The organism is Photobacterium sp. GB-50 (assembly GCF_003026755.1).
In the GTDB taxonomy this organism is placed as follows: Bacteria; Pseudomonadota; Gammaproteobacteria; order Enterobacterales; family Vibrionaceae; genus Photobacterium.
This window is the reverse complement of record NZ_PYNX01000006.1, coordinates 116,418-129,271: the sequence shown is the minus strand read 5'-3', so window position 1 is coordinate 129,271 and position 12,854 is coordinate 116,418. Positions and strand designations below refer to the sequence as shown.

Genomic DNA, 12,854 nt, shown 5'->3' with positions numbered 1-12,854 from the left:
ATCGTTATAGCCATACCATAATTACTTTTGTGCCTATGGGTGAGTTGGTTTAGGAATATAACGGCCTAAACGATCAATTTTTCTGTTTTTAGAGAAGAACATTTCAAGCTCAATCATGACCCCAGGGTTAGCGTGATAGTTGTATTCACGAGGGAATTCTAGCTGCGGACGAACACCTAGATATAGCCAGTGTTTGTAAATACGTTTATTCCATGTTGCAGATATCCAATAGTTTGTGATTTCTTTATTTTCTCCAGTATCAGCACTGATCCCTGTTGAATATTCGAATAAATTCTTATCATCATAACGATGGAATAATTCAAATTGCTGGAGAAGTTCCCATTTATCGTCTTCTTTCAAGTACTGCGCGCTGGTTGTGGTTTTGAATATTTTCGAATGCTCAGGGTTTATCGCGTAATAGCCACTGAGCTCACTCAGATAACCTAACCCTTTTGAGTGATAATAAAAGACTTGTTGTTCAAGTCGGGTTGTCCAGTTTTCACTAATAGGATCAACGCGTGTAAGTCGCATTTTTGTGAAAGGATCAAGTGGAAGCTTTAATTTAATACCAATATCAAAATCTGAATTCCAGTTGCCAAAGTGGGCATCTTGAAGACGAAATGCACCCACAGTATCGCCTGATGTGGTTTTGTTGCCTGTGGCAATACCACGTTGCTTGTTTTCAAGACTATCGAAGTCGCCGGGCTCGGAATCAATGATTAGTTTCCAGTCTCTTTTTACATGGGGCAGGTCAAGTTTGAAATAAACTTTGAAGTCATTATCAAGTTTGCCACGGTAAGAGTAGGCTAAACGATTACGAATACGTAAATAGCTTCGGTTGGTAAGTGCACTTTCGTCATCGTCTTTCGCTAAACTTTCGTCAAGGTACTCGCCAATATCATGGACGGTGTTGGTAAGTGATTGGTGTGAGTCATCAACCCAATCTGCCATGCTTGATTGATTGTTGGGATCAGTACTCGTATCGCTAACGGGTTCAGCTTGGCTAATACTGGGTATTATTGAGAATAAAAAAAACGGTAAACAAAGCTGTTTATAGCGAGTTTTAAATGAGACTAATGGTTTCAATTTGTTCAAACTTCCTTTTCGAATTCGTCACTATAGTTCTAAATAAACATCAAAATACAGATGTTATTTTTTACTGAGAATAGAGACACTTAAATTGTTATGATTTTATGCTAACAAAGCTAATTATCTCAGTTGTTATATTTTCATCACTAAATCATCATCTGAATGATGTGTAATCACACTATACTGAAAATGATTTTTATGCTTACGTCCTCATAGCTAGGATATTATTGATACACAGTATTTATCAATCGCTTTTGAATATTGTGGCTTATTATCACAAAGCTTTTGTGACATGTAGTGTAAATATTAATGGTATGTTCTAGAACTTAATGACAGTTTTAGATATTTCTGTTATTGAATCATATGAAACTAAGTGCGCTCGAGGGATGTATGGATAGTTCAGAGATAGAAAGCATTAAACGGGATATGTCAGTAAAAGTTCATGATATTTTTGATAACTTTGAAGAGCATAATAACCGACTACCAACGATGGAAGAATTTCGGAGTATCTTTCATGATTGTGCTGATCACTATTTAGGCCCATTAGATAAACAGATTGTCGATGGTATTAATGCTAATTTAGAGCGTCAACGTATCCGTGAACAACAGTTGTGGGACGCTGTGAACGAGCTTGAATCTGAAGAACGAGTTCGTAGAGACGCTGAATAAAGTTTATGGGCGATGCGCCATAGCTAAAGCAACTTTAGACTGTGGTCGTATCCCCAATTGTTGGCAAAATGTTTGACTAACCAGTGTGAATTTTTCTAAATCTATGCCGGTTTTGATGTTAAGTCCTTGGCATAAATAAAGAACATCTTCTGTTGCTACATTACCACTTGCTCCTGGTGCATATGGGCAACCACCTAATCCCGCAATACTACTGTCTATTGTCGTAATGCCCATTTGCATTGCTTGATAAATATTCGCGATTGCTTGCCCATAACTATCATGGAAATGGACGGCGATGGCTTTTGATTGAAGTTGCTGATTTACACATTCCAACAGGGTAGCAACGCGTAATGGCGTTCCTGTTCCTATTGTGTCTCCCAGTGACACTTGATAGCAGCCCATGTCGATGAGAGCTTTTGCAATTTCTGCGACTTGTTGTGGTGGTGTTTTTCCTTCGTACGGACAATCTATCACACAGGATAAATACGCACGTACAGGTATTAAGTGTTGATGGGCTATCGCAATAACAGATTCAAATCGTCGAAGGCTTTCATCAATACTGGCGTGTATATTGTTTTGCGTGAAGGTTTCAGAGCAAGAAGTAAAGATAGCGACTTCATTGGCATTAACGTTAATGGCCGCTTCTAGGCCTTGTAAATTAGGAGTCAGAGCTGAGTAGAAAATATTGGGATGGCGTTGAATGTGCGAAAATACACTATCCGAATCAGCCATCGCTGGGATCATTTTTGGCGAAACAAACGCACCTGATTCGATATGCGTTAAGCCTGTCTGACTCAGTTCATTAATCAGCGCTATTTTAAGCGCTGTTGCTTTATCACCTAATGTTGAAAGATGAGGTTCGTTTTGTAATCCATCACGGGGCCCAACCTCAAAAACGGTAATAGCATCGGGTAGCGATAATTGAAGCTTATTCGTTAATGTCATTGGCTTTACTCCAACTTGGTGGGACTTTATCGAAAAAAGCTTGTATGCCTTCTTGTGCTTGTGGTGAACATCGAACTCGGGCGATTAATTCACTGGTATAACGAATTAAACGTTGATCAATGATTTCGACTTCACATTGACGACATAAGGTTTTGACTGTTGCAAGCGCTGCTGGGCTATTGGTTAAGATTTGCTGAAGTATTACCTGTTTTTCTTGTTGTATATCATCACAAATAAGGTGAATTAGACCAAGTTCGAGTGCTTGTTCTACCGTGATTAACTCTGCGGTTAACATAAAACGTTTTGCTTGGCGGATCCCAATTGCACGACAAACATACGGGGCAATTGTCGCTGGCACTAACCCTAACCTTACTTCACTTAAACAGAATTTAGCGTTGATACTTGCAATAGCAATATCACAGCAACAAATTAACCCTAATGCCCCCCCAAAAGCAGCACCTTGAACGATGGCAATGGTGGGAGCTGGAAAGTGGTTGAGTTGATTTAGAAGTTCAGCAAGTTGAGCTGCATCTTGTTGATTATTTTGCTCTGTTTCTAAAGCCATGTTTTTCATCCAATGCAGATCAGCACCCGATGAAAAATGTTTACCATTGGCTTCAAGTAGTAGGCCGCGTATCTCTTTGTTTATTTTAAGTTGATTAAGGGCGGTGAGCAGATCACCGATGATTTCAGCATTAAAAGCATTCGATTTATCGACACGGTTTAAAGTAATGGTCGCGATATTATTAGGTGAAACCGACACTAAGATATTTGGTTGTGTTTTCATAATATGACCTAAAAAGTTACATGCGGAAAATACCAAATCGGGTTTCTTTTATAGGGACATGCTGAGTAATTGAAAGCGCCTGAGCTAATACATCACGTGTAGATTTAGGATCAATAATGCCGTCATCCCACAGCCTTGCACTGGCGTAGTAGGGATGACCTTGTTTGTCATAGAGCGCTAAAATCGGCTGTTTGATTTGTTGTTCGTCTTGCTCTGTCCAAGGTTTATTTCCTCGTTGGCGGATAGCCTGAGTGATTTGTGATAAGACTTCAGCGGCTTGCTCACCTCCCATGACGGATATGCGCGCATTAGGCCACATCCATAACAGAGTTGGATCATAAGCTCTCCCACACATACCATAATTCCCTGCGCCGTAAGAGCCTCCGATGATAACGGTAAATTTGGGCACATTGGCACAGGCAACAGCCATCACCATTTTTGCGCCGTGTTTTGCAATACCTTCTGCTTCAACCCGTTTACCAACCATAAATCCGGTGATGTTTTGTAAAAACAACAGAGGGATTTTCCGCTTACAACATAGCTCAATAAAGTGAGCGCCTTTTTGTGCCGATTCTGAAAATAGAATGCCATTATTAGCAACAATACCAACAGTGTGACCTTCAATGGATCCAAAGCCACACACGAGGGTATTGCCATACATAGCTTTAAATTCGTCAAATTCAGAGTTGTCGACTAAACGGGCTATGAGCTCTTTAATATCAAATGGAATACGGATATTGGTACCCACAATGCCGTAGATGTCATCCATGCTGTATTTAGGTGGAGAAGCAGTCGAATCATGATGAATACTAGCACTTGGTATATTGCAGCTAGCAATAGCATCACGTGCAAGACTCAATGCATGTGCTTCATCATTAGCATAATAATCAGCAAGACCTGATTTTTTACAATGAACATCGGCTCCACCTAATTCTTGTGCTGTTACTTCTTCACCTGTTGCTGCTTTTACTAAAGGGGGACCAGCTAAATAGATTGTTGCTTGATCTTTTACCATGATAGACACGTCAGACATGGCTGGAATGTATGCGCCACCTGCAGTGCACAACCCCATAACTACGGCAATTTGAGGGATCCCTTTCGCTGACATTTGAGCTTGATTGAAAAAGATGCGACCAAAATGATCTTTATCGGCAAAGACTTCGGCTTGGTGGGGTAGGTTAGCGCCGCCAGAATCAACAATATAAATACAGGGAAGATGACACTTTTCAGCGATTTCTTGGGCTCTCAGGTGTTTCTTTACCGTTAGTGGGAAATATGTTCCACCCTTAACTGAAGGATCGTTGGCAATGATCATACACGCATGCTGGTGGATGTAGCCGATGCCAGCAATAATGCCAGCACAAGGCACGGCTTCGGTATAGACATTTAGTGCGGCAAAAGGGGCTATTTCTAACCATGGACTGTGTTTATCAAGTAACTGATGAATTCTTTGTCTTACTGGTTGTTTACCTTGTTTTTTTTGATGTGCTAATGCCGATTCTCCACCACCTTGATGGATTATCTCTAGCTGGGTGTTTAAGTCGTCAACCAACAATTGCATCTCATCATTATTGTTTTTGAACCATTGGCTGGTTGTATCTACTTTTGAGGTAAGTTGAGCCATGGCTTACTCCTTAGCGAGCTGATTCTGAGAATAATTCACGTCCAATTAGCATGCGTCTTATCTCTGAAGTTCCTGCACCAATTTCATAAAGTTTGGCATCTCGTAATAAACGTCCGGCAGGGTAATCATTGATGTAGCCATTACCACCGAGTATTTGAATGGTTTCTAACGCCATTTTTGTGGCTAGTTCAGCACTAAGCAAAATTACGCCAGCTGCATCTTTACGGGTGACTTCACCGCGGTCACAGGCTTTTGCAACGGTGTAAACATAGCTGCGAGCAGCATTGAGTTGGGTATACATGTCTGCAATTTTGGCTTGGATCAGCTCAAATTCACCAATCGCTTTGCCAAATTGTTTTCGTTCATGGATGTAAGGGATCACGACATCCAAACATGATTGCGCGATACCGAGTGGGCCGGCAGCAAGTACTACGCGCTCGAAGTCTAATCCACTCATTAAGACTTTTGCGCCGTGGTCGACGTCACCCAGTACGTTTTGTTTCGGTACTTTGCAGTTAATAAAAACTAACTCGCACGTATTTGAACCACGCATACCTAATTTGTTGAGCTTTTGCGCAGTAGAGAAACCATCAAATTGTGATTCAATAATAAAAGCAGTGATTGCGTTGGCTGAGGTGCGGGCATAGACCACAAGCGTATTGGCTTCTGGTCCATTAGTGATCCACATTTTATTACCGTTGAGTAAAAAATGATCACCGTGATCTTCTGCTTTTAACTGCATGCTCATAACATCAGACCCAGCATTCACTTCGCTCATTGCCAGTGCACCAATGTGTTCTCCTGTGATTAATGCTGGTAGGTATTGTTGCTTCTGAGCATTATTACCATTTCTGAATATTTGGTTTGCACACAAGTTAGAATGAGCACCGTAGCTCAATCCGATTGAAGCAGAAGCACGACTGATCTCTTCCATCACGATAACATGTTCTAAATAGCCCATAGCAGCCCCACCGTATTGTTCAGCAATGGTGACGCCAAGTAAGCCCATTTCGCCTAATGATTGCCAGAGGTAATGGGGAAATTGATTGTCTTGATCTATTTCGTTAGCGATAGGAGCAATATGTTCAGCAGCATATAAGTTAACCTGTTCGCGCAGCATATTGGCAGTATCACCTAAATCAAAGTTGAGTGGTGAGTATTGGCTATGCATAGTAAAGCCTCCTTTGCGGAACCTGTTCAGATTACTTGTCTTTGTATGATTCTGTTTTTATTAGGGTGTGCATACAGCGTTTTTTTGCGCGTTCAAGTTCAATAAGAGTGATATCAATATCGGCGCGTTGATGGGTCAGTTGTCGTTGTTTTTGGTCGATGATGTTGATCATGGAAAGAAGCTGAGCATGGCTTTTGTTGTCATCGTATAAACTGAAGAGTTCCCCGATTTCTTGTAAAGAAAAGCCTAAACGCTTACCGCGAAGTATTAAACCGAGTCGAATTTTATCTCGTCGTCCATAGACACGATTAACGCCATCTCGTTTAGGTGAAAGCAAACCTATATCTTCATAAAAGCGAATACTGCGTGGTGTTATTTTAAATTCGTTTGCAAGCTCGCTGATTTTGAAAGTCATCACATTGAGTCTCCTGCAACGTTAGATAGGTAAAAACTTTTCACCTATCGGTTAAGCAGAGCAGTGATTTTGAGTATTAAAATCCCAGCAAATGTTTCTTAACGTTTACGTAAATGTTAGTGCTATGCTTACAAAAGCGTCAAGAAATCCCCTAATATTCCTGCAGGCAATGTTTTCTAAATTGACGTAAAGAGGTGATTGGTATGAGTAAGGATATTCTGATCGTTGCTGCTAAAAGAACGCCAATTGGGAGTTTTCAAGGCGATTTACGGCATTTTTCCGCCACTCAGCTTGGTAGTATTGTTATTGAAGCAGCATTACGAGATGTTAAACGTGTTCAGCCAACAGATACGACTTTAGAACATAATAATGAGATAGAGTATGAGCACATTGCACAATTGATTGATGAAGTCTTTATGGGCTGTGTATTAACGGCAGGTGTTGGGCAAGCCCCTGCAAGACAAGCAGCTTTGATGGCAAAAATTCCTGTATCGGTTTCCTGTACTACGATAAACAAAGTTTGTGGCTCAGGGTTAAAATCAATCTTATTGGCTTGCGATATGATTAAAGCTGGAGCGATTCGAACGGCTGTCGCTGGAGGCATGGAAAGTATGACCAATGCACCTTATTTACTCACAGACAGTCGAAACGGTATGCGAATAGGCCATAAAGCGGTACTTGATCATTTATATCTAGATGGATTGCAAGATGCATTTGATGGGCACTTAATGGGCGTTTATGGTCAACAAACGGCAACAAAATATAATATTTCACGAGAAATCATGGATGAATGGGCTGTAAGGTCAATTAATAAAGCCCGCAAAGCGGATAGTCGTCAGGCATTTCACGCTGAAATCGTCCCTATTACCGCTCAGAGTCAAAAAGCATTAGTGACGGTTGAAAAAGATCAGCACCCGAATGAAGTGAATATTAAGAAAATACCAAACCTTCCTCCTCTATTTTCGCAACATGGTGAACAAGGTACGATCACTGCCGCTTCATCAAGTGCTATTGGTGACGGTGCCGCAGCTTTAGTGTTAATGGAAGCTGAACAAGTTCGACGACAAGGCTTATATCCACTGGCATCAATTAAAGGTTATGCCAGTCATAGTCGATCCCCCGATGAATTTACCATTGCACCTATTCATGCCATTAACCAATTATTAGATGATCTTAATTGGTCTATTGATGATGTGGACTTGTGGGAAATTAACGAAGCTTTTGCTGTGGTGACAATTGCCGCGATAGAGCAGCTAGGTATTGATGCTGAAAAAGTGAATGTTAACGGTGGAGCTTGTGCATTAGGTCACCCAATAGGCGCGACAGGAACAAGAGTCGTGGTGACATTAACCCATGCATTACGACAACAAGCGCAAATGTTGAGTGGCACGAAAACGCTAAAAGGTGTTGCTGCTGTATGTGTTGGTGGAGGAGAAGCATTGGCAATTGCGATTGAAGTTGATGTTAAATAGTATGACATTGAAGATTGGAAATAAGTTAAAGGAGTAAGTGATGACAGGAATGGTGAATGTTTCCTATATCCGTTGTACTGATGGGCATAGTATTGGTGTACTAGAGCTGGATAATCCATCATCGCTTAATGCACTTACGTTAAATATGCATAAAACGATTTACCAGTATCTACAGCTTTGGCGTGAAGATGAAAGCATTGTAGCTGTAATTTTTAAATCGGTAGGTGATCGCGCTTTTTGTGCGGGTGGGGATGTGCGTAGTATGTATTATGCAATGGAAAATGATCCTGCATTAAATCATCAACAAAAGCCACCACAAATAGAATTAGATCAAATCGATAGCCACGTAGCTAAGCCGTTTTTAACTGAATATTTCTCCGTTGAATATAGCTGTAACTTACTCATCCATAACTATAACAAACCCGTTATTGCTTGGGGACATGGGTTTATCATGGGGGGAGGGTTAGGATTGTATATTGGCGCAAGCCACCGCGTTGCTTTACCTAATGCATTATTAGCGATGCCGGAAATAACTATTGGCTTATATCCTGATGTTGGCGCGACATGGTTTTTAAACCAACTTCCTGCTGGTATCGGATTGTTTTTGGGTTTAACTGGCGCACATGTCAATGTTTGTGATGCTCGTGATTTAGGTATGGTTGATCATATTGTTCCAAATAATGCTTATGATAATGTTGTTAAACAATTAAAGGATTACCCATGGTCAACAATATTGGCTGATACGCAAAGTCAGTCATTGGTATCAGAAGCAGTCTCGACCATATTAAATAACTGCGCTGTAGAAGAGCGCACCGTGTTACCAGCAAATCAATTAATACCATACTTCGCACAAATTCAGGCGGCCTGTTTTTCCCAATCATTATCTACTATTTATGAACAGATTAATGCCATTGATGGCTTGGGACTTTGGATTGAGACAGCAAAAAAGGCAATGAATGCAGGTAGTCCTATTACAGCACATATATGTTTTAAACAAATACAAGACTATAAAGATGTATCTTTACTAGACTGTATAAAAATGGAGTTGGGTCTTTCAGTAAATTGTGGTTTGTTGGGGGAGTTCAAAGAAGGTGTTCGTGCGCACTTAATTGATAAAGATTATATGCCTAACTGGATTTATTCATCAGTAGATGATGTCGATAAAAAAGTAATTGAGCAAATATTTACACCTATCTGGTCTGAGCATGAAAATCCACTTAATCAGGTTAATATTAGCTAACTATTTATAATAACTTAGTTTTTATGAATAGAATTATTGTGATGGTTAAATATACGTTAAAGTAGCAAAGTCAAAAATTTTGTTTTAATTCAGGAGCAATAAATGAATATTGAGAATAGCGTTGTTGTCATTACCGGTGCTAGTCAAGGTCTAGGCCAGATGATGGCTGTAACTCTAGCTCAAATGGGCGCTGAATTGGCTTTAATTGATATCAACTCAGCTGGGTTACGTCAAACGCAAGATCAGTGTCATATGCTAAATAGTAAAGCAATGATCTATGAGGCTGACGTAACAAGCGAAGAGGAAGTTGTTCAAGCATTTGCGCATATTATTGAAGATTTCGGTCATATTAATGTCTTGATTAACAATGCTGGTATTCTTGATGATGGCTTACTGGTTAATGAAAGTAATGACGTATTAACGAAAATGCCTTTAGAACAATTTCAAACGGTGATGGATGTTAATGTTACTGGTTCATTTTTGTGTGGACGAGAAGCCGCTGAAAAGATGATCAAGACAGAATCTCAAGGCGTTATTATTAACATTTCAAGTGTCGCTAGAGCAGGAACATTAGGCCAAACTAACTACGCGGCGTCAAAAGCGGCAGTTGCAACGATGGCAGTGGGCTGGTCGAAAGAGTTAGCAAAATACGGTATTCGTGTTGCTGCAATTGCTCCCGGTTTGATTGATACTCCTTTAACTGACCAATTGAAGCCCGAAGTGCTTGAAAAAATGAAGGCATCAGCACCTTTTGAGCGTGTTGGTAACCCTGAAGAGATTGCTCATACAGTGAAGTATATTATTGAGAATGACTACTTCACTGGGCGTATTCTTGAAATTGATGGTGGTATGCGTTTATAACGTTAATTAACCATAAAACATCGCATATAGTGCCATGCCTCCGCCGACTACAAACATAATCATAGAGACAGTAAAGGCGAATTTAGCAAGGTATGGCATTAATTTTTCCATGAGATTTCTCTGTTCATTATTTCAATGAATGAATATTACCTTTCATCTTCTGTTTAGTGAAGATAATTAAATTTATTAAATATAATTCTATTACTTATTCTTTATACTTATTTCGTATACAATTGCGAAAAACAAGATTAGAGATATCTTATGAGTATATTAAAGTCTGCAAAGCTCGCTTACAGTCATAAAAATCACGGTAAAACATTATCTATCGCTAAATACGCGATTAGAGCGATGGTATATTCACGCCAATATAATGAACTCGCTCATTTCTTTTTAAATGATCAACGAAAAGAAGTCATTGATCAGCAACCTGAATTTTTAATGCGCTTTACAAAACCCTATTTGGCTACGTGTTTTTCTAAAAATCAAATTGTTGAGGTTTTAAAAAAACATTATAACTGGATGGAAAGCCATTTTTCAGATTCAGCTCGACATACTATTTATACTGATGAATTAGAGCTTTATAGCTTTGATATTGAAGAAAAGTCCTATCAAGTTAAACTAAGTTTTGACCACACTTATCGCCGCGAAGGGGAATTAGCGTTAATACTGACAGATAGCAATGATCACCGTTATTACGCTATTGCATTTACCGTTATTGATAATGATATTTATGTTGGTTGTATGCAAGGTGGTTCTAACGATAATGGATTTAGTCGTTTATTTACGAAAGCTTTTTATGGCTTACGACCAAAGTCTTTTATGGTTGAAACCTTACGTTTATTTGCTAATGATATGAATATTGAGCATATATATGCGGTTAAAAATAGTGCACATGTATACACTGCTAAGCGCTATGGTAAAAAAGCATCAACGATCAACCTTAACTATGATCAATTATGGCAAGAACATAATGGTGAAGAATACAATGATGCTTTTTATTCATTACCATTACATACAGAGCGTCGCGCAATGGAAGATATCAAACGACCAAAGCGTAAAATGTATCGTGAACGTTACGCCTGGTTAGATGAATACGATCAAGATCTTAAAGAACAATTGGATAGTGTTACGATTCAACATTGATTTATTGTAGTGAATGAATCGATTAAGCAATAAAAAAGGCTTGTCACGATACATAGTGACAAGCCTTTTTATGTTTTTCTTATTTTAACCTGCTGCGACGTTATCTTCAGGATATTTCAGCAAGGTTGGTTTAGGACGAGCTAACATGTATGCCAAGGTTAGTGGGCCTAAACGACCGATGATCATGACGACTATCATGATGTATTTACCGGGTTCAGATAAGGTTGCTGTTAAACCAGCAGTAACGCCTACGGTCGCAAATGCTGAAATGGTTTCAAACATTACCTCATAGAATGGGGCTTTTTCCGTGATCATTAAGGCAAACATTGCAATGGTAAGTACAATGCCACTAACCACAATGATGGCTAATGATTTTGTCACCGTTTGGTTTGAAATTGTGCGCTTAAATAGCACTACACGATCACGTTGCTTTAAGAACGACCATGTTGCCAAAATAGCTACGACAAAGGTTGATACCTTAATACCGCCACCTGTAGATGTTGAACCAGCACCAATAAGCATTAATAGCATCATGACCAACATAGTTGGTTCAGTAAACTTACCAATATCAACACTGTTGAAACCGGCTGTACGTGCTGTAGCTGATTGGAAAAAGGCTGCTAACCATTGCCCTGATTCATTAAGTGACCCAAGAGTGTGGCTATTATGGTGTTCTAAAAGCCAAATCATTACGGTACCAACAAATAATAGTATGGGTGTTGCTATTATCATTATTTTTGAATGCAAAGATAAAAAATGGAACCCACGGTGTGCATTTCTTTTGATATCAGAAATAACAGTAAAACCTAAACCGCCTAATATGAATAATGATGAAATCGTAATAATAACAAGAGGATCATCAACATAGCGTGTTAAGCCATCTGAAAATAAAGAAAAACCCGCATTGTTAAAGGCTGAAATCGAATGAAAGACAGCAAAGAATAGACCTTGCTCCCAACCCATCTCAGGTACCCAGCGTAGCGACAGAAAAAATATACCGATCAATTCACAAATAAGCACAAAGATAATGATGTGTTTTACAAGGCGGCGAATATTTGTGAATTTATCTTGTCCTAATTGTTCTTTCGTTAATGCTTGTTGACGTAAGCTTAACCGCAAACCAAACATGTAAAGTAAAACGGCAGACAATGTCATTTGTCCTAAACCGCCAATTTGCATGAGTAGCATTAATAACACTTTACCACTAATGGAAAAATGCGAGCCTGTATCTACTACACCTAAGCCCGTTACACTGATCGCAGAAGTTGCAGTAAATAGAGCATCGACAAAACTAAGCCCTGAAACTGAAAATGCAGGTAACGTGAGCAGGATTGCTGCTGGCATTAAAATGGCTAAAAAACTAAAAATGATGATCTTAGGTTCAGACCATCTTTTTTTATGGTTGTCAGTTTTGATAGGGACATACATGCCCCTGTTT

At 39.5% G+C, this 12,854-nt stretch carries 12 protein-coding genes; 5 read left to right on the top strand and 7 right to left on the bottom strand.

The features are described from left to right. Positions 1–33 precede the first annotated feature (33 nt). The gene (locus tag C9J41_RS10525) at positions 34–1,086 is read right to left on the bottom strand and encodes a hypothetical protein (RefSeq protein ID WP_107206928.1); all 1,053 of its coding nucleotides are present in this window, start codon (positions 1,084–1,086) and stop codon (positions 34–36) included. Between the two features lie 393 nt (positions 1,087–1,479). Between C9J41_RS10525 and C9J41_RS10520 the strand changes: the two genes are divergently transcribed. Further along, positions 1,480–1,758, top strand: a complete 279-nt coding sequence (locus C9J41_RS10520; RefSeq protein ID WP_107206929.1) for a hypothetical protein — start codon at positions 1,480–1,482, stop codon at positions 1,756–1,758. Positions 1,759–1,761: 3 nt separating this feature from the next. Here the strand turns inward: C9J41_RS10520 and C9J41_RS10515 are convergent, their stop codons facing one another. Genes C9J41_RS10515 through C9J41_RS10495 form a run of 5 tightly spaced genes read right to left on the bottom strand, consistent with a single transcriptional unit; the run spans position 1,762 to position 6,700 of the window. Further along, positions 1,762–2,703 (bottom strand): hydroxymethylglutaryl-CoA lyase, encoded by a 942-nt coding sequence (locus C9J41_RS10515; RefSeq protein WP_107206930.1) that lies wholly within the window; start codon positions 2,701–2,703, stop codon positions 1,762–1,764. Next, positions 2,687–3,490, bottom strand: coding sequence for an enoyl-CoA hydratase-related protein (locus C9J41_RS10510; RefSeq protein ID WP_233217808.1), 804 nt, complete (start codon positions 3,488–3,490; stop codon positions 2,687–2,689). Before C9J41_RS10510 ends, C9J41_RS10515 begins: the two co-directional genes overlap by 17 nt. A 16-nt stretch (positions 3,491–3,506) precedes the next feature. Then, the gene (locus C9J41_RS10505) at positions 3,507–5,114 is read right to left on the bottom strand and encodes a carboxyl transferase domain-containing protein (protein WP_107294536.1); all 1,608 of its coding nucleotides are present in this window, start codon (positions 5,112–5,114) and stop codon (positions 3,507–3,509) included. A 10-nt stretch (positions 5,115–5,124) separates the two neighbouring features. Then, positions 5,125–6,285 (bottom strand): isovaleryl-CoA dehydrogenase, encoded by a 1,161-nt coding sequence (locus C9J41_RS10500; RefSeq protein WP_107206933.1) that lies wholly within the window; start codon positions 6,283–6,285, stop codon positions 5,125–5,127. 31 nt (positions 6,286–6,316) lie between these two features. Beyond that, positions 6,317–6,700 (bottom strand): MerR family DNA-binding transcriptional regulator, encoded by a 384-nt coding sequence (locus C9J41_RS10495; protein WP_199188099.1) that lies wholly within the window; start codon positions 6,698–6,700, stop codon positions 6,317–6,319. A 203-nt stretch (positions 6,701–6,903) separates the two neighbouring features. Between C9J41_RS10495 and C9J41_RS10490 the strand changes: the two genes are divergently transcribed. From C9J41_RS10490 to C9J41_RS10470, 4 genes are all read left to right on the top strand, one after another. Then, the gene (locus C9J41_RS10490) at positions 6,904–8,172 is read left to right on the top strand and encodes a thiolase family protein (protein WP_107206935.1); all 1,269 of its coding nucleotides are present in this window, start codon (positions 6,904–6,906) and stop codon (positions 8,170–8,172) included. Positions 8,173–8,212: 40 nt separating this feature from the next. Beyond that, positions 8,213–9,412 carry an enoyl-CoA hydratase/isomerase family protein gene (locus C9J41_RS10485; RefSeq protein WP_107287908.1) on the top strand — a complete coding sequence of 400 codons (1,200 nt, stop codon included), beginning with the start codon at positions 8,213–8,215 and terminating at the stop codon, positions 9,410–9,412. Positions 9,413–9,514: 102 nt separating this feature from the next. Further along, positions 9,515–10,273 (top strand): SDR family oxidoreductase, encoded by a 759-nt coding sequence (locus C9J41_RS10480; RefSeq protein WP_107261384.1) that lies wholly within the window; start codon positions 9,515–9,517, stop codon positions 10,271–10,273. Positions 10,274–10,534: 261 nt separating this feature from the next. Beyond that, the gene (locus C9J41_RS10470) at positions 10,535–11,416 is read left to right on the top strand and encodes a VirK/YbjX family protein (RefSeq protein ID WP_107206939.1); all 882 of its coding nucleotides are present in this window, start codon (positions 10,535–10,537) and stop codon (positions 11,414–11,416) included. Between the two features lie 84 nt (positions 11,417–11,500). Here C9J41_RS10470 and C9J41_RS10465 read toward each other — a convergent pair whose 3' ends face one another. Continuing rightward, positions 11,501–12,844, bottom strand: coding sequence for a TrkH family potassium uptake protein (locus tag C9J41_RS10465; RefSeq protein WP_233217642.1), 1,344 nt, complete (start codon positions 12,842–12,844; stop codon positions 11,501–11,503). Positions 12,845–12,854 lie beyond the last annotated feature (10 nt).